At 54.7% G+C, this 22,865-nt stretch carries 20 protein-coding genes; 7 read left to right on the top strand and 13 right to left on the bottom strand.

Going from position 1 to position 22,865, the window contains the following annotated elements; all coding sequences use genetic code 11:
* Positions 1 to 62 precede the first annotated feature (62 nt).
* From BM155_RS11940 to BM155_RS11930, 3 genes are all read right to left on the bottom strand, one after another.
* The gene (locus BM155_RS11940; RefSeq protein ID WP_067153999.1) at positions 63 to 575 is read right to left on the bottom strand and encodes a regulatory protein RecX; all 513 of its coding nucleotides are present in this window, start codon (positions 573 to 575) and stop codon (positions 63 to 65) included.
* Positions 576 to 1,613, bottom strand: coding sequence for a recombinase RecA (recA, locus tag BM155_RS11935; RefSeq protein ID WP_067154002.1), 1,038 nt, complete (start codon positions 1,611 to 1,613; stop codon positions 576 to 578). It abuts the gene before it with no gap.
* Between the two features lie 188 nt (positions 1,614 to 1,801).
* Positions 1,802 to 2,317, bottom strand: a complete 516-nt coding sequence (locus tag BM155_RS11930) for a CinA family protein (protein WP_067157802.1) — start codon at positions 2,315 to 2,317, stop codon at positions 1,802 to 1,804.
* A gap of 269 nt (positions 2,318 to 2,586) precedes the next feature.
* On the opposite strand from BM155_RS11930, the gene BM155_RS11925 reads away from it, so the two are divergent.
* A complete protein-coding gene (locus BM155_RS11925; RefSeq protein WP_074903316.1) occupies positions 2,587 to 3,477 on the top strand; it encodes an SMP-30/gluconolactonase/LRE family protein in 891 nt (296 codons plus the stop codon).
* Between the two features lie 85 nt (positions 3,478 to 3,562).
* Here BM155_RS11925 and BM155_RS11920 read toward each other — a convergent pair whose 3' ends face one another.
* Positions 3,563 to 4,477 (bottom strand): 2-dehydro-3-deoxygalactonokinase, encoded by a 915-nt coding sequence (locus BM155_RS11920; RefSeq protein WP_083421174.1) that lies wholly within the window; start codon positions 4,475 to 4,477, stop codon positions 3,563 to 3,565.
* A gap of 318 nt (positions 4,478 to 4,795) precedes the next feature.
* On the opposite strand from BM155_RS11920, the gene BM155_RS11915 reads away from it, so the two are divergent.
* The gene (locus BM155_RS11915; protein ID WP_067154010.1) at positions 4,796 to 5,404 is read left to right on the top strand and encodes a GntR family transcriptional regulator; all 609 of its coding nucleotides are present in this window, start codon (positions 4,796 to 4,798) and stop codon (positions 5,402 to 5,404) included.
* 381 nt (positions 5,405 to 5,785) lie between these two features.
* Here the strand turns inward: BM155_RS11915 and aldA are convergent, their stop codons facing one another.
* From aldA to BM155_RS11875, 8 genes are all read right to left on the bottom strand, one after another.
* On the bottom strand, positions 5,786 to 7,234 hold the full coding sequence (aldA, locus tag BM155_RS11910) for an aldehyde dehydrogenase (RefSeq protein ID WP_074903314.1): 1,449 nt from the start codon (positions 7,232 to 7,234) through the stop codon (positions 5,786 to 5,788).
* Between the two features lie 4 nt (positions 7,235 to 7,238).
* Complete coding sequence (locus BM155_RS11905; protein WP_067154013.1) at positions 7,239 to 8,003, bottom strand: SDR family NAD(P)-dependent oxidoreductase; 765 nt, start codon at positions 8,001 to 8,003, stop codon at positions 7,239 to 7,241.
* 37 nt (positions 8,004 to 8,040) lie between these two features.
* The gene (locus BM155_RS11900) at positions 8,041 to 9,072 is read right to left on the bottom strand and encodes a zinc-dependent alcohol dehydrogenase (protein WP_074903312.1); all 1,032 of its coding nucleotides are present in this window, start codon (positions 9,070 to 9,072) and stop codon (positions 8,041 to 8,043) included.
* Positions 9,073 to 9,084: 12 nt separating this feature from the next.
* Entirely contained in the window at positions 9,085 to 10,224 is a 1,140-nt protein-coding gene (locus BM155_RS11895) for a mandelate racemase/muconate lactonizing enzyme family protein (protein WP_067154019.1), read from the bottom strand.
* Between the two features lie 394 nt (positions 10,225 to 10,618).
* Positions 10,619 to 12,886, bottom strand: a complete 2,268-nt coding sequence (locus BM155_RS11890; protein WP_254773183.1) for an agarase — start codon at positions 12,884 to 12,886, stop codon at positions 10,619 to 10,621.
* A 202-nt stretch (positions 12,887 to 13,088) separates the two neighbouring features.
* The gene (locus BM155_RS11885; RefSeq protein WP_067154025.1) at positions 13,089 to 14,243 is read right to left on the bottom strand and encodes a mandelate racemase/muconate lactonizing enzyme family protein; all 1,155 of its coding nucleotides are present in this window, start codon (positions 14,241 to 14,243) and stop codon (positions 13,089 to 13,091) included.
* A gap of 35 nt (positions 14,244 to 14,278) precedes the next feature.
* Positions 14,279 to 15,052 carry an SDR family oxidoreductase gene (locus BM155_RS11880; protein WP_074903308.1) on the bottom strand — a complete coding sequence of 258 codons (774 nt, stop codon included), beginning with the start codon at positions 15,050 to 15,052 and terminating at the stop codon, positions 14,279 to 14,281.
* 42 nt (positions 15,053 to 15,094) lie between these two features.
* Complete coding sequence (locus BM155_RS11875; RefSeq protein ID WP_074903306.1) at positions 15,095 to 16,660, bottom strand: MFS transporter; 1,566 nt, start codon at positions 16,658 to 16,660, stop codon at positions 15,095 to 15,097.
* Positions 16,661 to 16,850: 190 nt separating this feature from the next.
* On the opposite strand from BM155_RS11875, the gene BM155_RS11870 reads away from it, so the two are divergent.
* On the top strand, positions 16,851 to 17,507 hold the full coding sequence (locus BM155_RS11870) for a 2-dehydro-3-deoxy-6-phosphogalactonate aldolase (RefSeq protein WP_074903304.1): 657 nt from the start codon (positions 16,851 to 16,853) through the stop codon (positions 17,505 to 17,507).
* A 77-nt stretch (positions 17,508 to 17,584) separates the two neighbouring features.
* On the opposite strand, the gene BM155_RS11865 is transcribed toward BM155_RS11870, so the two are convergent.
* The gene (locus BM155_RS11865; protein WP_074903302.1) at positions 17,585 to 18,337 is read right to left on the bottom strand and encodes an IclR family transcriptional regulator; all 753 of its coding nucleotides are present in this window, start codon (positions 18,335 to 18,337) and stop codon (positions 17,585 to 17,587) included.
* A 193-nt stretch (positions 18,338 to 18,530) separates the two neighbouring features.
* Here BM155_RS11865 and BM155_RS11860 point away from each other — a divergent pair, with 193 nt between their 5' ends.
* From BM155_RS11860 to BM155_RS11845, 4 genes are read left to right on the top strand one after another with little or no spacing between them, the layout of a single operon-like run.
* Positions 18,531 to 19,697 carry an ABC transporter substrate-binding protein gene (locus tag BM155_RS11860; RefSeq protein WP_067154039.1) on the top strand — a complete coding sequence of 389 codons (1,167 nt, stop codon included), beginning with the start codon at positions 18,531 to 18,533 and terminating at the stop codon, positions 19,695 to 19,697.
* 3 nt (positions 19,698 to 19,700) lie between these two features.
* On the top strand, positions 19,701 to 20,855 hold the full coding sequence (locus tag BM155_RS11855; RefSeq protein WP_074903300.1) for a CaiB/BaiF CoA transferase family protein: 1,155 nt from the start codon (positions 19,701 to 19,703) through the stop codon (positions 20,853 to 20,855).
* Entirely contained in the window at positions 20,852 to 22,039 is a 1,188-nt protein-coding gene (locus BM155_RS11850; protein ID WP_074903298.1) for a CaiB/BaiF CoA transferase family protein, read from the top strand. Before BM155_RS11855 ends, BM155_RS11850 begins: the two co-directional genes overlap by 4 nt.
* Positions 22,017 to 22,811: an enoyl-CoA hydratase/isomerase family protein gene (locus BM155_RS11845; RefSeq protein WP_074903295.1), complete on the top strand. Its 795-nt coding sequence runs from the start codon at positions 22,017 to 22,019 to the stop codon at positions 22,809 to 22,811. The genes BM155_RS11850 and BM155_RS11845 overlap by 23 nt, the downstream gene beginning before the upstream one ends.
* The last annotated feature ends 54 nt before the right edge of the window (positions 22,812 to 22,865 follow it).

The raw sequence follows: 22,865 nt of genomic DNA, 5'->3' as shown, positions 1-22,865 counted from the left end.
GCGGTCAGGGCTGCACGGAAATATTAGCGCCTGCGGGACGGCACATCCGTGACCTCGGGCAATTAGCGCGTTGAATCACCCAGGTCGATCCCTTCCGCATCCAGGCTCCATTGAATTGCCTCGGCGGAAAAACCCCGGTTAGCGAGAAAACGCTGGCGCCGAGCGCGCTCTTTCCATTGCTGCTCTCGGGGCAGCGCACGGCTGACCGGGGTGTGGAAGCGACGCTGCAATTGCTCAGCGGCCAGCGCAAACCAGTCTACCTGGACTCCCTCCAGGGCATCGCCGATCAGGTCTCTGTGGATACCGCGTTGCTGCAGTTCGCGGCGGATACGCAGTGGCCCATAACCGCGTTGTATCTTGGAGCGAGTGAACACCTCGGCGAAACGCCGATCGGACTGATAATTAAGCTGGTGTAGGCGCTCGAATAGCGCATCGAAGTCGGCCTCAGGAAAGCGGCCCGAGAGTTTCTGCCTGATCTCAAGGCGGGAGTGTTCGCGACGGGATAACAGCTCGAGCGCCGCATCGAAGAGCGCCCGAGCCGAATTGGCCGCCTCGGTTCCAGTGGTGGCGGGCATTTACTCGTCCGAAGTGTCCGCCACCACTTCTTCAGGAGAGGCCGGCGCCAAATCGCCCAGCATCTGAGCGCGCAGCTGCCCTTCGATCTCATCGCGGATATCCGGGTTTTCTTTCAGGAATTTCACCGCGTTGGCCTTGCCCTGCCCGATTTTCTCTCCCTTATAGCTGTACCAAGCACCGGCCTTGTCGACCAACCCCAGCTTGACGCCATAATCGACGATCTCTCCCAGCAGGTTGATACCCTCGCCGTACATGATCTGGAACTCGGTCTGCTTGAATGGCGGCGCCACCTTGTTCTTAACCACCTTCACACGGGTCTCGTTACCTACTACCTCGTCGCCCTCTTTCACCGAACCGATACGGCGTATGTCCAGACGCACGGAGGAATAGAATTTGAGCGCGTTACCGCCGGTAGTGGTCTCCGGTGAACCGAACATCACGCCGATCTTCATGCGGATCTGGTTGATGAAAATGCACAGGGTATTGGTGTTCTTGATGTTGCCGGTCAGCTTGCGCAGAGCCTGAGACATCAGGCGCGCCTGCAGCCCTACATGGGAGTCTCCCATTTCACCCTCGATCTCCGCACGCGGCGTCAGCGCCGCCACAGAGTCGACCACCAGCACATCCACCGCCCCGGAGCGCACCAGCATGTCGGCCACTTCCAGGGCCTGCTCGCCGGTGTCCGGCTGGGACACGATCAGCTCGTCCACATTGACCCCCAGCTTCTCCGCGTATATGGGGTCGAGCGCGTGCTCGGCATCGACGAAGGCACAAGTGCCCCCTTGGCGCTGAGCCTCGGCGATCACCTGCAGGGTCAGGGTGGTCTTACCAGAGGACTCGGGTCCATAGATCTCGACGATACGGCCACGGGGTAAACCGCCGATACCCAGTGCCACATCCAGGCCCAAGGAGCCGGTGGAAATCGCGGGGATGCGTTCGCGCCCCTTGTCGCCCATCCGCATCACTGTGCCCTTGCCGAACTGGCGCTCGATCTGCGCCAGAGCCGCCTGCAGCGCCTTGTTTTTGTTGGAATCCATGAGTCTTCCCGTGTGTTGAAACGTTGTCGAATGGGGGCAAGCTTAGCGAAGGATTACTGTATAAGCAACCAGTAATTCGAAGAGGCCGCGGACTTGGAGCGCGCCTGTGGGAGCGGTCCACGGCAGCGTCACCCCGACCGAAAAACCTGAGCTTGCCACCACGGTGATACCAGCGGCAACCTCCGGTGTTACTCAGGGTGTGCCCGCACCAGCTCCAACATACCCCGCAAGGCCGCGATGACTGACTGCCGCCGAATCGCCGCGCGGTCGCCGTCGAAATGGTAGCACCTGGCCTCAATCGTCACCGGCTCCTGCCCCTCGGAGTGTGCCCACGCAATCCACACAGTGCCAACCGGTTTTTCTTCAGTGCCCCCTTCCGGGCCGGCGATACCGCTTACAGCCGTAGCGACATTGGCATCCATCATCGCCAACACACCGCTGGCCATCTGCCGTACCACAGGTTCACTGACCGCCCCGAAAGTCTCCAGGTCATCCTCCGACACAAACAGCATGTCACGCTTGATTCGGTTGGCGTAACTGACCAGCGCGCCCTCAAACCATTCGGAGGCTCCCGGCACGGAAGTCATGGCATCCGCTATGCCGCCACCGGTACAAGACTCAGCCGCGGTGGCACGCCAGCCCCGTTTTTTCAATGCCTCGCCGAGGGCCTGAGCCAACTCAAAAATCTCCATGTTTTCCGTCATCTGCCTTTTCTCTTTCATTGTTCCGCCAATAACACGCTCGACGGCACCTAATAAGTGACGCCGAGCGCGCAAAAGGGACTGGGTGTACCGCCGCCGGCAAAATTATGGGAAATGCCTGTCCAACGACGCCAGCCGTTTGAGGCGCCAGGCCCTGCGCCACATGCTACTACCGATCCCACAGGCCGCTCCGCGCATGATCAACCCTATACGCTTCCCCGCCCGCCTTCCACCCGGCATAATGTCAACAATTAACAAAAATAGGAGCGCAAATGCAGTTCGAACTGATCGACACCCTACCCACCGCCTGCGGACTGGGGGAGAGCACGCTGTGGCATTCTGAGCACCAGGCCATCTACTGGACAGACATGCCAAACAATCAACTAATCCGCTATTTTCCTGAAAATGGCCGCAAGGAAGTATTCCCTACTGCGGAAAACCTCTGCTCATTTGCCTTTATCGAAAACAGTGACTGGCTGCTGTGTGCGTTTCAAAGCGGCATCGCCCGTTTTCAGCCAGAAACACAGGCTCTGGAATGGATCTTCCGGCTGCCGCAAAACCTCAAAGTACGCTTGAACGACGGCCGCATGGACCGCCAGGGGCGATTTTGGGTCGGATCTCTGATCGATACGCCGGATTTGTGGGCAGAAGATCCGGCGCAGCGCGGGAAACTCTATTGCCTGGATACCGATGGCAATGTCACCGAGCACCTGGACGACATCCGTATCAGCAATGGGCTCGGCTGGTCTCCAGACAGCCGTACCATGTATTTTGCGGACTCTCCCCGCTACGCGATATACGCATTTGATTTTGCCCCGGAGTCGGGCCAGCTAAGCAACCGCCGCCTGTTCGCCACTACCGAGGAGGGTGTGCACGCGGATGGCTCCACCGTGGATATAGAGGGACATGTCTGGAATGCGCAGTGGGGCAATGGCAAGGTGGTTCGCTACGCCCCGGACGGCAGCGTGGCTGGAGAAATCCACCTACCGGTTCAGCAGGCTACCTGCGTCGGCTTTGGCGGCCCGGAACGCAATCTACTGTTTGTAAACACCGCCAAATTCGGGCTAGACGCCGACGCCCTGCGCCGACAACCGCAGGCCGGCCACCTCTTTATTTACGCAACCGACACCAGAGGCATGGAAGAGAAATTCTACCCGGGCTGATACCACCGCCGCGGCTGCGGGCGCATGTTTGCACGCTCCCGGCATGTATCCATTAGCGATTGCCGGGGGCCACCATCAGAACGCGCTATACCAATACACTCGCTCTGGCGATAGCCAGCAGTCCGCGGGCGGAATAGGTATCGCCGGAGTAGTGGCGGCAATCCATGCCATAAAACGCCAGGGCGCGGCAATACGGCTTCGCCAAATGATCACCGCAAATAAGATGAACCAGTGATTTGCCCTCCGCCCCCGCGCTCAGCTTCTCTGCCATAGCCCGCACTTCACAGCCCAGCAGCAGCCCGGAAAGGTAGCTGGCACTGTGGGCAGAATCCAAAACGCCCAACACCGCCCGGCTGCGGCTGTTGAACAATTGATGAATCAGAGCGGTGCCCGAGCGGCTGTCCTCGAGCCCTGTGTCAAAGGCCGCCGCACTATCCTCTTGCTCTCCCTGCACCAGCACACTGTGCTCCTTTAATAAGGAATAGAGTTCACCGGTGAAAGCTGTACTGAAATCCCGAATCGCTCCGTCCACCACTGACATCCACTTGCTGTGGGTACCCGGCAGACAGAGCAGGCTCTGCGCCCATTCGGCCTCGCTGGCACCGCTCAACCACCCGATTGCCTGGGTTTCTTCCCCCCGCATAACGTCGGCCTCCGCGCCGGTCAATTTTTTTACCCCCGGCACACAATAGGCGTTCACGGCCCCGGACGGCATGGACTGAATTGCCCCTGCCAGGGAAGCGATCGATACCGGGCAATCCACATAGGGCACCTCATACCAGCCGATACCGGAGCCCACCATCCCGCACAAAATGACCGGCAGTGCTCCAGACTCATCCAACTGATGGCATTGATCGAGCAAGTAGGCCTCGATTTCTTTATTTTGCAGGGATTTTATTCCCGCTTGAGAGGCAATCTGCCCAACAATCTCCCCCTCGGCGCTCAGCCGCATCAGGCGAAAACTGCTGGTTCCCCAGTCACAAACCAGAATTTCACTCATTGATTATTCCCCACTCCGGTATTCCCTCCTGCACGGACAAACGACTACCGCGGTTCATTTTTGCGCTTAGATCAGGCCGGGACTGCGCCCCCCTGTACGAAAACTCTGCAAACACCCACAAATTGTAGACATTTAACATTTTGAGTGGGATTATACCTATTCCCTGCAGCGCTATCTGCAGTTTGATAAAATTTGTAAATTTGTTACAAAGTGGTCTGGGACTAGAAATCCCGGCATACCCCACTAGGGGTCTTTCGACGAAATACCGCGGTGGCGATACGCTCCCACCCCAAGATTAACTGGTCAGCAGATACGAATATGCGTGAGGCCAATAAGATTATTCCCGTCCGCGAACAGATCGCGGATCAACTGCGCTCCGATATCATTTCGGGCAAACTTGCTCCCAATACCAAACTGAATGAACAACAGCTCGCCAACCGATTCGGCGTTTCCCGGGGGCCGGTGCGCGACGTATTGTTGCAGCTTACCAAGGAAGGCCTGTTGGTAGCGAAGAACAATTGCGGAGTCTCAGTCAACAGCGTGCTGGACCCCTCGATGCAGGAATTGATGATCGACATCCGCCGCAGAATCGAGGTACACGCAATACGAAACCTAAAAGGCAAATTGACCGAAATGGATTTTGCCGAACTGGAAGACATTCTTGAGCGGCTGCAAGATGCCTTCGACGCGCAGGAATTCCACGAAGTCACCAAGGCAGATATCGATTTTCATATGTACCTGATCCGCGCCGCTGGCGGTGATGAGCTGGTCAACCTTTGGTATCCGATCGTGTTACGTATGCGCATGAACTACAAGCGCATTTCCGACCCCAAAGATTGCGTTGACGAGCACCGTGCGATTCTCGACGCACTTAAGGCCAACAAGATCAATGTGGCCACCACGGCGCTGCGCGCCAACATCAAATAGCATAAGCCTCTTAATAACGACAGCCTAGAGCCCGGCCGATTGCCGGGCTATCCGTCTGACCCAGCCCTGTATCGCAAGACACACAATTTGGGCGCATTACCCCCTGCCCACTTGGGAACCCCCTGATTCTCTTAGCCGAGAGCATTAGGGGCACTCCGTACCTGGAAGAAAAACGACGGCGACTAGACAGGGCACCTGCAATGCTTTCACTCCCTGAAAACAACGATACTTCTTGGCCAAGAGAGCCAAGTAGATAGTGTGCCCCGAAACCGGCTGAAACACGCGCGTTGACGCCTCAGAAGCACTTTCGCAGGCAAAAAAAACGGGGAATAATCCCCGCAAAAATTCATCCTGATGAGATGAAAGAAAAGAGTCGATCAGTCAGAGTTCATTGAAATAAATCGTTTTCTTATCCACGTACTGTTCCAGGCCGTAACGTCCGTCCTCACCACCAATACCACTTTTCTTCCACCCGTTGTGGAATCCCTGGTGCTGCTCCCCGATACCCCGGTTCACATATACCTCCCCAACTTCCATTTCGGCAATAGCACGGTGTATATACTTCAGATTCGCACTGAACAGATAGGCAGAAAGGCCGTACTCGCTGTCATTGGTATACTCAATCGCCTGATCAATGCTGGAAATTTTCACCACGGGCAGGACCGGGCCAAAGGTTTCTTCGTGCACCAAAATATTATCCTGCCGAACATTGGTCAGAACCGTAGGCTCGTACCAGTTGCCCCCCTCAAAGCCTTCCACCGATGCGCGCTTGCCACCACAGACGAGCTCAGCCCCCTGCTCGATACTCTTTTGCACGAGCGCGTGAATATGCTCAATTTCGCGGGCGTTCACCTTCGGGCCTACCTGCACGCTTGCATCCATCGGATTCCCGACTTTCAGCGCTTTCACTTTGGGCACAAACTTATCCATAAAAGCGTCATAGACGTCTTCGTGGACGTACAGGCGTTCAGCACAAGTACAAACCTGGCCGCAATTGGCAAAACGAGTCCAGAGCGCCGCCTCAACTGCCTTGTCCAGATCTGCGTCCTCCATCACGATAAACGGCGCCTTACCCCCAAGCTCCAGCATCACCGGAATCATGTGCTTGCCGCTGGCCTGATGGATAATCTGGCCTGCGCGAGTACTGCCGGTCATTGTAATCATGGCGGTAAGCGGGCTTTCGCAAAGCGCCTGACCAACCACGGATCCCTCGCCATTGACGATATTCAAAACACCAGCGGGAATCCCCACTTCGTTGGCAATGCGCCCCAACTCCATGGTCGCAAGCGGCGTTTCCTGGGTGGGCTTCACCACAATGGTATTGCCTGTGATCAACGCCGGACCGATCTTGCGGCCAGCCAATGCCAAGGGGAAATTCCAAGCTGTAATTGCCACCACCACACCACGCGGCACTTTGTGGATATAAATTTTTTCGCCTTCGTTATCTGAAGGCAAAATATCTCCTTCCAGTGTCAACGCATTGTCGCAGGCATACTCGATAAAAGTGGCGGTTGCATTGACTTCGTCGCGAGCAACACCAATTAATTTGCCCTGCTCTTTTACCAGCAGCTCGGCAAGAATTTCTGTTTCCGCCCGAATAGCCGCGGCAAATTTACGCAGCAGCGCCGCGCGATCCCGGGCTGTCCGTTTCGCCCAGGCTTTTTGCGCTTGCTTTGCGGCATTGAGCGCCACCTCCGCATCCTCTACGCACCCTTTGGGAATAGCCCCCAGAACTTCTCCGGTACTGGGGTTAAGCACTTCAATAATTCCTTCCGAGTGGGAAGCAACATAGTCACCGTTGATAAAATTCACATTGTTTTTTAGCGCCATCAGACTATCTCCCCATCCAACCGCCATCCACCAGAAGGATACTACCGTTCATATAATTGGAAGCCTCGGATGCAAGGAAAACCACAGGGCCTTTAAAATCTTCCGGAACCCCCCAGCGCCCCTGGGGTATCCGCGCTAGGATACTGGCCGCTCGCTCACTATCTTCTCTCAGCGCCTGCGTATTATCGGTAGCAATATAGCCTGGTGCTATCGCGTTGACGTTCACCCCTTTGCTGGCCCACTCGTTGGACAGCGCCATTGTAATCTGCCCAATGGCACCTTTACTGGCGGCGTATCCAGGAACTGTAATTCCTCCCTGGAAAGTCAGCAGAGAGGCTGTAAAAATAATTTTTCCAGATCCCCGGCCAACCATCTCCTTACCGATTTCACGGCTCAGGATAAACTGGGCATTGAGATTGACCTCAATCACCTTATCCCACAAATCATCCCCGTGCTCCACGACAGGGGCTCGCAAAATTGTGCCGGCGTTATTGACGAGAATATCGATTCGTGGATGTTCCGTTTTCACTTTATCGATAAATGCATAGAGAGAATTGCGGTCGGAAAAATCGCACTGATAGGGAAAAAAATGTTTTCCAGTAGCCGCTACCTCACTCGCCACCTCAGACTCAGTCAGGCTCAAGTTGGCCGATACACCGATCACGTCGGCACCAGCTTCCGCCAATGCAACAGCCATCGCCTTACCGATACCTCGGTTGCACCCAGTAACCAAGGCTTTTTTTCCCTCAAGACTGAATTGATCCAACATAAATTTCACCCCTTAAAATATTATTTGACTGACTCACTTAGCCATCGGCGCCACAGGACACCAAAGCCTTCATACCGGAGGGGTTTCCATCCATGCTGGAGAAGGCACTATCGATTTGATCCAGCTGCGCCACCTTGCTGATAAAAGGCTCCAGGTCGATCTTACCGTCCGCCACCATATCAATCGCCCGCTCGAAGTCCTCCGCTTCATAGACTCGGGCGCCCACCAGCTCCAGCTCGCGCCAAAAAAACTTAAACACATCTACCTGCGGCTTGCTCGAATGAATGGCCACCATGCAGATACGGCCGCGCACAGCGGCAATTTCAGTCATAACGTCCACAGCGGGTTGAACACCGGAAACTTCGAATACTACATCGGCACCTTTGCCGCCGGTCCATTCGTCTACCGCAGACTTTAAATCCTGCTCGACGGGATTCACCGCTAACACGCCGTTACTTGTGGCGAAGCTTCTGCGTTCCGGACTCGGCTCGGATATCATGACTTCGGCGCCGATGCCGATCGCCACCTGCGCAATCAGCTGACCAATGGGTCCACCACCAAGAATCACTGCCTTCTCACCGGCTTTTAAGCGGGCACGCGACACATCGTGACAGGCCACGGCCAGCGGCTCGATCAGAGCGCCCTGTTTAAGGGACACATGCTCCGGCAGCTTGTGTAACGTTCTGGCTTTGACGTTCCAGTAACTCTGGAATGCGCCTTCAGAGTCCACCCCCATGAATTTCAGGTTATGACAGATGTGACTGTATCCTTCCCGGCACGCCGGACAGTCTCCACAGTAATCCAGCGGACGAACCACTACCCGATCGCCGACGCTAAAACCGGTAACATCTGCACCCACCGCATCCACTACACCGGACATCTCGTGCCCCACCACTTGCGGCGGCTGCACGCGGTAATCCATAAGGCCATGGTAGATGTGCATATCGGTACCACAGATACCGACATAGCCGACTCTCAGGCGCACCTCACCCGCCGAGGGCGCATCAACACGTCCCTCAAGTATTTCAAAAGACCGGTTACCGACGTATTGAGCTGCTAGAGCTTGCATTATCTCCACCTATCAAGTGTGCATGACCAAATGCGGTCTGAGCAGGGTTTCATCGAAAGTCACGCCAGTGCCTGGCTCATTGGAAGCCTGGGCGCGACCGTTTTCCAGCACGATGGGGCGGGTTGTATATTCATCTATGGGGAAGCTGTGAACTTCCAGATAACCCGCGTGAGGCTGGCTCGCCATAAGGGAAACGTGCAGTTCGTGCATACCGTGACTGCACACCGGAAGGTTGTACGCATAAGCCAACTCCGCCACTTTCAACCAGCCGGTTACACCACCGATATTAGAAGCATCCGGCTGAAGAAATCCGAGTTTTGCCTGCGCAATGGCGTAGGTAAACTCGTGCACAGTGTGCAGGTTTTCACCCATCGCCAGGGGAATGTTAATGGCATCAGCGATACGGCCGTAGCCAGTATAGTCATCGGGAATGGTGGGCTCTTCAAACCAGGTGATAGCACAGTGATCAACCGCTCGGCCAAAGCGCACTGCCTGTTCAATCGTCATTGAGTAATTGGCATCCACCATGAAAGTGACATCATCACCGATCAATTGGCGCACGGCCTCCACCCGGGCCACGTCCTCGCGGTAATCTTCCTTACCCACTTTGATCTTTACCGCATTGAAGCCGCGGGACAAATAGCCGGAGATGTTGTCAAGCAGCTTTGACTCGGAGAAATTCAGATCAATACCGCCGGCATAGCACTTTGTGGTATTGCCAGCGCCGCCAGCCACCTTCCACAACGGCAGATTGAGGCGCTTGCAGCGCAGATCCCATAACGCGATATCCACCGCAGAGACTGCAAAGCTCAAAAGCCCTCCCCGCCCCACATAATGCAGGTGTGACTGGATATCTTCCCAGATGGCGGCAATCTCCGAGGAATCCCGGCCTTCCAGCAAGGGCTGAATATCATCCTTCAGCAGAGAATAAATAGCGCGCCCCCCGCGCCCGCCGGTGTAGGTATACCCCACACCTTCCAAGCCATCGCTGCAGCGTATCCGGAACACCAGCAGCTCGAAATGCGTGTGATCACCGTGACGAGCATCTGAAAGCACTTCGGCTAGCGGAATCTGGTAATACTCGACCTTGGTTGCCGCGATAGTGCCGGGGGCCATCTGACGGGGAGCCTGTTCTTGTACTTCGGTCAACATGGTGGAACCCAATTTCTTTACTGTGCATACAGTCCCGCAAAAGCGTCTTACCGCCCCTATTGTAAATTGTTAACAATTGGCGTCAATCACTTTATGCATGGAACTGCACAGGCAATACCGCGCCCCAAAATGGGGCGCGCACGGCTAAGGCACAACGTGGGAAGATGAAGCGAAGGCACCTATGATTCCGCAGCCTTCTCCCGCTAAAGATATTTGAAGCCAGATAGTGGAACGGGCATTTCGAAATCGTCGGATAAAGAAGGACGATATCCTGTAGAACTATAGAAACCTACTCACGAGGAAAATACCCATACATGTACGAAACGCTCATCTCATGGACTGAGCGCCCGAAGTCCACTGCAGCTCCCGTGTGAAGACATCAGTGGCCCCTGAATTAATCAGAGCCCCTTTCGCTAGCGGAGCGAGCGCGCAACTGTACATCACCATACCGGCGCTTATAGAGACTGCCATTGACTTCTTTGGCCGCTTTGACCAGCTCTATGTAAGGTACGTCGGTTACGGAAACAAACCCATTGGCATAGTTCTCACCGTCATAGGCACGGCCAGTTATCGGGGAATCCATATATTGGAACATGTGTACACCGACGAAGTACGGATTGTCGATAAAGGAGTACATATAGTTCCTAAACATACGACCGCGGTCTTTTTGATCCGCCGAAATAACAATACCCGGGTGGAAATGTCCCTGATCATCAGCACCGAAGCTGAATTCACCGATCAGGCTGGGTTTGTCTATTTCAGCAAGAAACTCCCACTTGGACGGCACCAGACCTTCTTCGTACAAGTTGTAACTGATAATATCGACGTTCTTGGCCGCGGCCTTTACGATCTCATCCGGCATTCCCCAGCTGGGCAGCCGGGAACCGAGGTAAAGGTGATTTGGCATAATGGATTTCATGGCCCGGTTGATAGTGCCAAAATACTGGTCTCCATATGCAAACAGCAGGCTGGCGTAGTCTTCCAACTGCGCATCCGTACTGATACTGGAATCCATGCCCGCTGCAAATGCCTCCCAGGACGCAACCTGTTTGTTCCAAGCCTTATTCAAGGCCTCAATTGAACCATATTTTTTCTTTAAAATTTCGGTAAAAGCGCTTTTGGCCGGTGTATCCGCTGCATCTCTCGACAAGGCGTTGATGACTATACCGTAGTGCAGTTCATCGGACTCCAGCCGGCCGAAGCTTTGCTCATTATCGAAGAACACCCCCATACACCACGGGCTGCCGTTAATCTGCTGATTGACGGATTCGGCCGCGACAAGGGCGCGCTGGTAAAATCTAGGATCAAAGGGGTCTGGCACCGGATGCCAAAAATCAAAACCGCTGGAAAGGGTTCCGAAGTCACCGATAATATCCGCGAAGGCGACGAAAGGAATCCTCTCCTCCTGGTAAAAAGACGCGTCGGCCCAGTTACCGAGAGAAGTGAACCCCCAGTCCAGCATGCGATCAACTGTCACCTTGCGCCAAGTATCCAGATAGGATTCCGGGTAACTCTCTCCATAGCGGCGCTCAAGGTTGGCGCTATAGAAGCTGAATGTCTCGCCGTGTTTGAGTGGGCCAGACTGGGTTTCACGGCGATAACCGTAGTGGTTGCCCAGAGGGTCATTATAGTCGGGCAGCCAGGTGAACATTTTCGCACGGGTCTCCGAAACCAAATGCCGGGTGGCCCAGGCTTTTTCATTCACACGATTCAGCGGCTGATCGTCTTCGGCTATAACTTCATCATCGCTGCGCGCGGGAATCAGTGCCTGATCGTAGTCGTAGCCAGTAATTGTTGATGAATTCGAAAGACGGATAATATCGATACCAGTAGAAAAATATAGATAGCCTTCCGGATCAATTAGCGCCCACTTTCCGTTTACCTTTTGCGTACGGAAGTAGCCAGTGGATTTAAAACGGGGACCATCCTTCCATCCGCTGTACTTGGAGCGCCCCTCATTAAGTTTTCCTGAAAGCCCCGCCAGCTCTTCCGCTACAACGGCCCTTAGTTCTTCGTCCGAGTGAATTTTGCCCTCGTAGTCCACTTTGGCATTCTGCCCGTACTTATCCAACAGACCAGTCAGGAAATTTTTATCCATCTCCGGATTGGCACGCAGACGGATGTTATCGATCGTGTACTGACGATTGCTAAGACTCCCATCTGAGCCGAAGGAAATTTTTGTTATACCACTTAAATCCAGTAACTTTTTCCCCCAAAAAGAGTGGAGCATAACGTCATCGGATTGCCATGTTGGAGGGTTGGAACGCAATCCCGAAGAGAAATTGAATTCATTTTTGGCCGCACTGTCTGGATCCTGCTGATCGTGTCCGTGCAGTTTGGCATAGTATGTACGCCAAACACCGTCCGCCGGAACCACCATGCCCCGGGTATAGGAGTCTCCGTTTTTGTCCGTCATTGTGACGTCTATTTGCACTGATTCAGTGCCCTTATTGGCCACATCAAAAGCCAGATTGAAATCGGAAAATTCACTCCAGTCCCAAGGTTCTTCTGGTGCAATCACAAGTGCTGCACTGTTGTTTTCTTTGAGATCCAACTTAACCAGCAGTGCTTTATCCCCTCGCGCACTATCTACCAGTGAGACTGCGCCATTATTGACTTTTACAGTTGCGGGAATAGCCGTCTTGTCAAAACTTTCGAGCACTAAATCTTCAGATAACTGCCCGGATGTAGAAGCGGCTTGCACCTTCGGTACAGATGGATCGGAGGCACCGCCACACGCGGTCAGACTGAATAACGCTGCAAAGACAAAAGACCTGCTTGAACGGGATACAGCCAAAGGTGCAAATGTATGCAAACTCATAGACGTTGATTTCATTTTTTTTTACCATTTTTCTATATTTTGTCTACCAGTTGGTATAGCTGCCATCCGGTTTATACAGGCGCGGCGCTTCCCAGTACTTGAATGATTGTTCCGCGATCAACGCTTCATTCACGTCAATACCGAGACCTGGCGCATCACCTACGGGATATGCCCGGTTGACTTCTTTGGGACGATTGATAAAAAACTTATCGTGGTCAGAGGTATCACTGTCGTAAGGTGCTATTTCGCACCAGGAGAGATTCGGTACCGCCGCACACATTTGTATTGTGGCTGCGGTACAGATCGGCCCCAGAGGGTCATGCGGCATAATATCGATATAGTGAGACTCGGCCATGGCGGCGACTTTCATAGCTTCTGTCAGCCCCCCAACATTGCAGACATCAATGCGGGCAAAATTGGTGATGTCCTGCTCAATATAAGGCATGAAGTCCCATTTACTGGCGAACTCTTCGCCGATGGCAAAGGGAACATCGACCATGCGCCGCAATCCCTGGTATGCGGAAGGAGACTGATCTCGGATCGGCTCTTCGATAAAATCCAGCACGCCTTCACCAAGCTTCTGGCAGAAGCTTGCGGCCTCCGCCACCGACAAGCGGTGGTGATAATCGATCCCCAAAACTGTCGCTTCACCCAGCTCTTGCCGAATTTCCCTCAGACTGCCTGAGGTGGCGGCAATGGAACGGCGTACATCGAAAGTGGTGGGCTGAACTGCAGAACCGTGCTCGCCTGTTGTGGCCCGAATCACCTCCCACCCTTGATCAGCCAGTGCGCGGATATCATCCAGCAACGCACTGCCCATGGGTTTTGTGGAAGTCACGAATAGAGGAATGACATCTCGCTGTTTTCCACCTAACAGTTGATAAGTCGGCACATTCAGTGCCTTACCGGCGATGTCCCACAAGGCGATATCGATTGCGGAAATCGCCGCGGTTAATACCCGCCCACCTTCGAAATACTGACTGCGGTACATTTCCTGCCACAGCGCTCCAATATTGCGCGCGTCGCGCCCCAGCAAAAACTCCCGGAAATGCTTTACTGCTCCTGCCACCGCCAACTCACGACTGGAGAGACCGGACTCCCCCCAACCGTAGATTCCCTCGTCGGTCTCTACTTTTACCAGGCACAGATTTCTGTGCCCCACCCATACAGGGTACGCCTTGATGTCAGATATTTTCATCGGTCAGCTTTCTATTTCGTGCGGTTTCAGGCCACTTACTTCAAATCGTCAGTGGGACACAAACTGGCGCTGAGCCCGTGGTCAGCGGTGATATTGGAACCCGTCAGGGCGCCGGAACAACCGGACAAGAGGAATGCGGAAATATAGCCCACCTCTTCTACCGTGTTGTATTGATTATCCGCATGCATCTTATTGAAAGATTTCGCCAGAGAAGGGTTTTCTTCCGCAACCTTGGCCACCGCCTCTGTTTTGGTCAATCCGGGACATAGGCTATTAACGCGGATCCCCCTATCGCCAAGACTCCAGGCCATGGCGCGCGTCATGGCCACAATAGCCCCCTTGGTGGCGGCATACATTTCATAACCCGCCACACTGGCACCTGCATGGTTGGACGCAATATTCACGATCGCGGACCCAGGTTCCATTAGGCGCGCGGCGGCCTGACACATCAGGAATACGGAGCGCTGATTCACTTGCCAGAGGCGCTCGAGATTCCCCAGGTCAAAATCGAGAAAATCCCCCTCTATTGTCACGCCGGCATTATTCACCAGCCCGTCAATTCGGCCGAACCTGCCGGCAACTTCCTCCATAAATGGTTCAATGGCACCGGCATCTGACACATCCAGCGGCAGATAAATACTTTCTGTCCCCTGTGCGCACAAGCTTTCCGCACGGCCACTGGCGTCATTGATATCCGCCAATACGACCGTGGCGCCCCACTCTGCGCACACCCGGGCAATGCCCCAGCCGATTCCCGCTGCGGCACCGGTTACCACTACAACTTTCTGTTCCAGACCCACTCTCAACATCGAGACATCTCACTTTTTCACAATCCACTTCAGGGCACGGGCTCAAGCCCGCACCAGGGAAGCCTCTATCTCTTCGATGGATTTATTCTTGGTTTCCGGCAACAGATAGAACAACAACGCCAAACATACAGTGATGCAGACGGCGTAAAAGAGGAAAATCTCCGTCGCACCCATATTGTTCAACTGCCACGGGAAAAACTGCTGCACGAAATAGCTGACGGTGCTCACGATCAACGCAAAGAAGGGAATTGCGATGCCGCGCACGCGGGTGGGAAAAATCTCGGAAAAGAGCACCCACATAACCGGGCCGATAGACATATTGAACGAGGCGATAAAACACATGATGCCCCCGAGCACCAAAGTGGCATCGATATTTATCGCCTCCTGGATAAGGATGCCTTCATTGGCCCGCGCAACTGCTTCACCGAGCACTTGGTACATCGCCTGTTTAAACGCAACATCATCCGCAAACACTGTACCTACCAAAGTTTGCAGACCGGATATATCGATACCCGCCGCCGTCAGAGACTGCAAAGACGCAGCACTCAGTGCATAGGACGCGTGGGAGAAAGCCCAACTGCACAGAAACAGACTGGCACCACCCCAGGCAAGCCCGAACAATACCAGCGGGCGACGACCAACCCGATCAATCAACAGCAGCGCCAGAGCCGTGAACAATACGCTGATCACGCCCACTACCACCGCCTGTAGAAAGGCGGCATCAGTACCAATCCCCACCTGCTCAAATACGGTGGGTGCGTAGAACATGATGGCATTGATCCCGGTGATCGGTTGGGCAACAGCGATCACCAGCCCCACCCAAAAAGCCGTGCGCAGACGCGGCTTGAATACCTCTGCCACCTGCTGGCGAAAGGAACCGACAGGCGTCGACGCGGCGCTTGCCTGAATCTCGCGAATCTGCCCTTCTATCTGCCCTTCCGGCAGCAGGCGGGTCAACACCCCGCGGGCATCATGCAGGCGCCCTTTTAACACAAGCCAGCGGGGGCTTTCCGGGATGGCCAGCAGCATCAACAGCCAGACAAGCGCGGGTAGCACCTCCACACCCAACATCCAGCGCCAAGTGAAACGGTCAATCCCCAGCGCTGTCACCCAGGCCGCATCCGCATTGGATGCCATCAAAATCAGGTAATTGGCAAAATAGGCGGCAGATAGCCCCACCACGGTGGTAATCTGATTTACCGAAACCAGCTTTCCGCGCATTTCCGGCGGGGCAATCTCGCCGATATACATGGAAGCGAGAGACAGTGATGTAAACGCTAGGCCACCCAAAAACCGCGCCACCACCAGCATCTCGAAATTAGGGGCCAGCACCGACGCAACCGCGGAAAGAAGATAGAGCGAAGCGATAATCAACAAAGCGATCTTGCGTCCCCAGGCGTCACAGATACGTCCCGTGACCATCAGGGCGAAGATCACCCCAAAACCGGGGGCACTGACAACGGTACCCACCTGAAGATCGGAAAGCGCAAACTCGGCGGTAATAAAACGAACGGTACCGGAGATCAGAGCGGCATCAAGACCAAAAATGAAACCACCAAACGCCACTATGGCAGCAAACTTAAAGGCGTTCAGCTGGAACTCTCTCATCGGATCGCACCTCGACATTTATTGTTATTGGTGCTCTTGGCTGATGTTGCAGACAGGGCACCGCGTAATTCCACCCATCATACAACCTCACTCCAATTTTGTTAACAATTTACTGTATACATATCAACTCCCCACCCTTTATACTTTTTCCCACTGATTGCAATTTAAGAACGAGAAACAGGATAAAGCCATGCGGAATCAGCGCTTCCATCAAGCACTTGAGGCCTGCCCCCTGATCGCCATTATCCGCGGCGTCACCCCGGATGAAATCGATATAGTGGCCAACACTCTACTGGAGGCGGGTGTCCGCGCTATCGAGGTCCCTCTCAACTCCCCGGTAGAGCCCCTCAGGAGCATCGAACGCCTGGCAAAGATTATGGACGGGTACGACGCGCCCACCATCTGCGGCGCAGGCACCGTTCTGGCGCCAGAACAGGTGGAAAGTGTACAAAATGCAGGCGGAGAGATCATTGTTTCACCAAATTGTGATCCAGAAGTCATCTCTGAAACCCTGTCGAGAGGCCTGGTATCAGTGCCGGGCTGCCTGACCCCTACCGAAGCCTTCCGCGCTCTCAAAGCCGGCGCCAAGGTACTCAAAATGTTCCCCGTTGCCGACTTCCCGCCACAGTACCTGGAATCCCTGGGCGCCGTCGTACCGAAAGAGATACTCACCCTCGCCGTGGGGGGAATAACCGACGCCAATATGGAAACCTACTGGAAGGCCGGCGCCCGGGGTTTCGGCCTGGGCTCCAACATCTACGCCGCAGGTGACACCGCCAGCCAAGTGGCGGACAAGGCGCGAATCATGGTGGAAGCGGCCAGGCGCGTCCGGGCACTCGGAGACTGAATGCAGCCCCCTTCTCTATCTGCCCGGTTCCAGTAGCCGGGCACCTCTTTTCTCCGATCCCAATTGCAAAACTCGGCTTACAACCCCAGCGCCGTACTGATTTTGGCGGCGGAATCCCGCACTGCGCACACCAGCTCTTCGCGCCCCAACTGCTTTCCCAGCACCGAAGTCAAACTCGAAACCGCCAACGCGGCAATGGTCTCGCCATCGGGGCGCCCCACCAACGCGGCACAATCGGTTACTCCATCGGTCAATTCACTGTTGCACAGCTCATAGCCCGCTTCCCGAACTGCCAGCAACGCCTCCTCCTGCGCCGCTCTCTGTGACGGCTCGGGCAGCACCTGCAACAGCCTGGCCCTGCGGTCACTGGCACAATTTGCCAGCAACACCCTTCCAGACACCGTTTGCAGAAGCGGAAATAGTGTCCCCTCGTTGAACGAAAGAGACACCGGACCGGGACTCTGCACCTGCAATATCACCATCAACTGTCCCTGGTGAATCACACTCAGGTGACAGGACTGGCCGAGCCGGGCCGCCAGGAACTCCATCTCCGGCTGCGCGGCGAAGCGCAGCTGCGAGACCGGTGAAAGCGTTCGGGTCAGCTCCAGCAGCTTGAGAGACATCCGGTACTTGCCGGAAACATCATCCCGCAGCAGATAACCCCGCGCCTCGAGTCCCACCAACACCCTGTATATCTCACTGCTCGTACGGCCAATGCCCTGTGCAATCTCCGACTGCGACAGTGGCAGCGACTCCGCCGCCAGAAACTCCAGGATTTCCAGTGCCTTGTCCAACGCAGGCACCGCATATTTTTTGATCTTGCTGGGCAAAGCTCCCCCCCAATTCCACGCCCTGCCGGCAAACCGGCGCTCAGCTCGCGCAAAAGCGCATTTAAGCACAGGTTGACAGCGCCGAAAAACGATTTTTATACTTGAATCAATAATTCATATATAAAAAATATCCTGATGAGCCGTCAAACTGCGGAGCAAACCAATGCCCGCCACTGCTTCCCAAGAGAGACTTATGAGCAGCTCCGATAGCAAGAAAATCACCCTGCACGGCATGACCTGGGACCACACGCGCGGCTATACCCCTTTGGTAGCGGCAGCGCAGCGATTTGAAGAACTGAATCCCAATATCAGCATTCGCTGGGACAAGCGCTCACTACAGGCGTTTGCCGATCATCCTATCGATGACCTGGCCGCCCGCTACGACCTGCTGGTGATCGACCACCCCTGGACGGGCTTTGCGGCCAAGGAAAAAGTCATCCTGCCGCTGGACGAACATCTGCCGCGGGAATTTCTCCAAGACCAGGCAGACAATGCGGTGGGTGAATCCCACAACTCTTACCACTACGACGGACAACAGTGGGCACTGGCATTGGATGCCGCCACTCCCGTTGCCTCTCTGCGTCCCGATCTGCTGCAAAAAGCCGGCGTCGACGAGCCGAAAACCTGGGAAGACCTGATGTCCCTGGCGGAGCGTGGGCTGGTCGCGGTACCCAGTATTCCCCAGGACACCCTCATGAATTTCTACATGCTGTGTTCCGCGATGGGCGAAGACCCGTGCACAAGAGAAGAAGAAGTGGTGAGCAATTCAGTAGGAGTCGAAGCGCTGGCCATGCTGAAAGCACTATCAGATCAGCTGGATAGGCGCTGTTTTGACTGGAATCCGATCAAAGTTTACGAGGCGATGACCTTAACTGACGACTTCGCCTACTGCCCCTTCGCCTACGGATACGCCAACTACGCCCAACCGGGCTACGCGCGCAAAACCCTGGAGTTTCGCGATACCGTGACCGCAGGGCCCAATGGTGAACATCTGAAAACCACCCTGGGTGGCACCGGACTCGCCATCTCCGCCCACACGCGTCACCCGGAAATAGCCGCACAATTTGTTGCGTTTACCGGAGATCCGGACTTCCAGGCCTCCTTTTATATCCAGTATGGAGGACAGCCGGGCCATCGTCGCGCCTGGATCAACGAAACCGCCAACCGAATGACCAACAACTATTTTGTCAATACGCTGCCGACGCTGGATCGCGCCTTCCTGCGCCCGCGCTATCATGGGCATATGTATTTCCAAGACAACGCCGGTGCCCCCATTCGCGACTACCTCATGCACGGCGGAGATGCACAGGCACTGCTTCAAGATCTCAATAAACTCTATATAAAGTCACGGCAAGGTTGATTAATGCTGTTACCACTTAAAGGAATCACTGTCCTTGAATTCAGCCAATACCTGGCAGGCCCCTATGCGGGCCTGCGTTTGGCGGATCTCGGCGCGCGGGTGATAAAAATAGAGCGTCCCGGCAGTGGCGACGCCTGCAGAAAACTGACCACTAAAGATCTGACCGTCGATGGCGACAGCCTGCTCTTTCATACCATAAACCGGAATAAAGAGTCTTTCTGCGCAAACCTGAAAGACAGTGAAGATCTCGCCACAGTACGCAAACTGATTCAAAAGGCAGATGTCCTGACACACAATTTCCGCCCCGGCGTGATGGAAAAAATCGGGTTGGACTACCAGGGTGTCCAATCCATAAACCCGCGCATTATATACGGCGAAGTCAGTGGCTACGGAGACAAAGGCCCCTGGGCGCATAAACCCGGTCAAGACCTCCTCGCACAAGCCGTCTCCGGAATTGGCTGGCTAAGTGGCAATAAAAATCAGGACCCGGTTCCCCTAGGACTGGCCATCGCGGACATGCTATGCGGCACCCATCTTGCCCAAGGCATTCTCTCGGCACTGATCCGGCGCAAGAAAAAAAATATCGGAGCCAAAGTGCAAGTCAGCCTGCTTGAAAGCATGATTGATCTGCAGTTTGAAGGCCTTACAACTTACCTCAACAATGGCCGCCAAATGCCCAGCCGCAGCGAAATTGCCAATGCACACGCACTGCTCGGAGCTCCTTACGGTATATATCAGACCCGGGATCACTGGATCGCTATTTCGATGGGCGAACCCGGGCAACTGTCCGAAGCCCTGGCACTGCCCGAGCTTAATGTATCCATAAGTGAAGCCTTTGTTAAACGCGACCAGATAAAAAAGAAACTGGCAGAGCACCTGAAAACAAACACCACCGCCCACTGGCTAGAGCGAATGAACAGCCATCACCTGTGGGCCTCAGAAGTTCTGAACTACGACCAGCTCCTGCAACACCCCGCGTTTAAAGCACTGTCAATCCCACTGACAGTGAGCCGCGAAAGTAACAACGGCACTGGAAATCCCGTCAACGTCACCACAACCCGGTGTCCGATTCGCATCAATGGAAGAACACTGTCAAGTCCCAGGGCGGCCCCGACACTGGGCGCCGATACAGCAAGCATTCTAGAGGAATTGCAATGAGTTTCCCGAGTAAACCCTTGGACGGCTGTCTGGTTCTGGACTTTTCCCAGTACCTCTCGGGCCCATCCGCCGCACTCAGACTGGCTGACTTGGGGGCGAGAGTCATAAAAATCGAACGACCGGACGGAGGCGATGACTGCCGCAAACTGTACCTGTCCGACTGCACTATTGAAGGCGAATCCACACTATTTCACGCCATTAATAGGGACAAAGAAAGTTTCTGTGCCGACCTGAAAGACGCCGCACAGCGGCAGAATATCCACGCACTCATACGCAAAGCGGACGTCATTATCAGCAACTTTCGCCCCGGCGTTATGGACCGGCTGGAATTGAACTACGACTCCGTTAAAGCCATCAATCCGCGTATCGTCTATGGGGAAATCACCGGCTACGGAAAAGAAGGGCCGTGGAAAAACCGACCGGGGCAAGACCTGCTTCTGCAAGCGCTATCCGGTATCACATGGCTTTCCGGCAGCGCAAACGATGGCCCCGTTGCCATGGGAGTACCCGTTGCGGATATCTTCACTGGCGCGCTCTTGGTACAGGGCATTCTCGCCGCGCTTTTTGCCCGCGAACTTTCCGGAGAAGGCGCTTATGTAGAAATCAGTATGCTGGAAGCCATGCTCGACTTCCAGTTTGAACCCCTGACCATACTGCTCCACGACCCAAGCCAGAAAATCGAGCGCGCAAAAGTAAATGGCGCCCATACGCTGGTTGCTGGTGCTTATGGTTTTTACCGAACCAGTGACGGCTACATTGCACTCTCCATGGGGCAGATAAAGGACCTGGCCAGGCTACTGGACTGTCCCGCATTACTGCCGTACACCAACCCCTCAATAGCCTACAGTGAACGCGACGCGATAAAGGCAATTCTCGCAGATCACCTGCCGACGCAACCAACCGCCTACTGGCTATCAAAGCTGGAACCCGAAGATATCTGGTGTGCCGAGGTTCTCAACTGGGACCAACTCTTGGATCACCAGGGATTTATTCAGCTCGATATGTTGCAGTCTCTACCAATGCAGAAGGGCACTGAAATCATCACAAGTCGTTGTCCAATTCGCATCGATGACGAACGGCTCTGGGGCAGCAAACCAGCGCCTAAACTCGGGCAAAACCAAGCAGCCATTCAAAACGAGATCAATAATAACGGGGCCTACAATGAGAGAGAACAGAACGCATAACGCTATATCGATACAGACATCACCCACTGGAGTGGCGCGTATCACCCTGAACCTTCCGCCCGCGAACGCATATTATGAAGCGTTTTTACGCGAAATTGGCGATGCTGTAGATACCCTGGAAAAAAATGACGCAATACGGGTTGTAATTATCGAAAGCGCCCTTGAAAAATTTTTCTGTGCGGGAGCCGACATCAAGGTATTTGCAAACAACACAGTGCAGGAAAATCTTGCCCTTGTCTCACAGGCAAGAACCAATGCGTTAGAGATCGAGAACAGCAGTAAAATTTATATCGCTCAGATCGCAGGCCACTGCTTGGGAGGCGGACTGGAAATCGCATTGGCGTGTGACTTTATATTCGCATCGGAGGGCGATTACCGCTTCGGTTTACCGGAAATCAAGCTAGGCCTGATCCCTGGAAACGGCGGTACACAAAGGCTTTTGCGCCGCATCGGATTCCGAGCCGCACTAGAAATACTGCTTACCGGTGATACTTTCGGTGTGGCGCAAGCAAACGAACTTGGCCTGCTGGACGGCCTCTACAGCCGTACGGGATTGCGCGAAGGCACACAGAACTTTGCCGAAGAGCTGGCACAAGGTCCTGGTCGCGCATCCACCGCAATTAAACGCGCATTGCGGGAAGGGTGCTCGCTGCCACTGGATCGGGCCTTGGCTCTGGAATCCGAACTGGCGGATTCACTCTATGAAACAGCGGACGCCAAGGAAGGGCTCAGTGCCTTTCTGGAGAAGCGCAAACCGGTGTTCAATCAGTAAGTGATTCTACCTTAAGGATCTCACTGCCGAAAGACACACGGATTATCCAACCCG

Source organism: Microbulbifer thermotolerans (genome assembly GCF_900112305.1).
Taxonomy (GTDB): Bacteria; Pseudomonadota; Gammaproteobacteria; order Pseudomonadales; family Cellvibrionaceae; genus Microbulbifer; species Microbulbifer thermotolerans.
This window is presented reverse-complemented; position numbering and strand designations above follow the sequence as displayed.

Excerpts from the sequence above, each read along its gene's own strand:
- BM155_RS11940 (WP_067153999.1), bottom strand. The coding sequence starts at position 575 with ATGCCCGCCACCACTGGAACCGAGGCGGCCAATTCGGCTCGGGCGCTC.
- recA (WP_067154002.1), bottom strand. The coding sequence starts at position 1,613 with ATGGATTCCAACAAAAACAAGGCGCTGCAGGCGGCTCTGGCGCAGATC.
- BM155_RS11930 (WP_067157802.1), bottom strand. The coding sequence starts at position 2,317 with ATGACGGAAAACATGGAGATTTTTGAGTTGGCTCAGGCCCTCGGCGAG.
- BM155_RS11925 (WP_074903316.1), top strand. The coding sequence starts at position 2,587 with ATGCAGTTCGAACTGATCGACACCCTACCCACCGCCTGCGGACTGGGG.
- BM155_RS11920 (WP_083421174.1), bottom strand. The coding sequence starts at position 4,477 with ATGAGTGAAATTCTGGTTTGTGACTGGGGAACCAGCAGTTTTCGCCTG.
- BM155_RS11915 (WP_067154010.1), top strand. The coding sequence starts at position 4,796 with ATGCGTGAGGCCAATAAGATTATTCCCGTCCGCGAACAGATCGCGGAT.
- aldA (WP_074903314.1), bottom strand. The coding sequence starts at position 7,234 with ATGGCGCTAAAAAACAATGTGAATTTTATCAACGGTGACTATGTTGCT.
- BM155_RS11905 (WP_067154013.1), bottom strand. The coding sequence starts at position 8,003 with ATGTTGGATCAATTCAGTCTTGAGGGAAAAAAAGCCTTGGTTACTGGG.
- BM155_RS11900 (WP_074903312.1), bottom strand. The coding sequence starts at position 9,072 with ATGCAAGCTCTAGCAGCTCAATACGTCGGTAACCGGTCTTTTGAAATA.
- BM155_RS11895 (WP_067154019.1), bottom strand. The coding sequence starts at position 10,224 with ATGTTGACCGAAGTACAAGAACAGGCTCCCCGTCAGATGGCCCCCGGC.
- BM155_RS11885 (WP_067154025.1), bottom strand. The coding sequence starts at position 14,243 with ATGAAAATATCTGACATCAAGGCGTACCCTGTATGGGTGGGGCACAGA.
- BM155_RS11880 (WP_074903308.1), bottom strand. The coding sequence starts at position 15,052 with ATGTTGAGAGTGGGTCTGGAACAGAAAGTTGTAGTGGTAACCGGTGCC.
- BM155_RS11875 (WP_074903306.1), bottom strand. The coding sequence starts at position 16,660 with ATGAGAGAGTTCCAGCTGAACGCCTTTAAGTTTGCTGCCATAGTGGCG.
- BM155_RS11870 (WP_074903304.1), top strand. The coding sequence starts at position 16,851 with ATGCGGAATCAGCGCTTCCATCAAGCACTTGAGGCCTGCCCCCTGATC.
- BM155_RS11860 (WP_067154039.1), top strand. The coding sequence starts at position 18,531 with ATGAGCAGCTCCGATAGCAAGAAAATCACCCTGCACGGCATGACCTGG.
- BM155_RS11855 (WP_074903300.1), top strand. The coding sequence starts at position 19,701 with ATGCTGTTACCACTTAAAGGAATCACTGTCCTTGAATTCAGCCAATAC.
- BM155_RS11850 (WP_074903298.1), top strand. The coding sequence starts at position 20,852 with ATGAGTTTCCCGAGTAAACCCTTGGACGGCTGTCTGGTTCTGGACTTT.
- BM155_RS11845 (WP_074903295.1), top strand. The coding sequence starts at position 22,017 with ATGAGAGAGAACAGAACGCATAACGCTATATCGATACAGACATCACCC.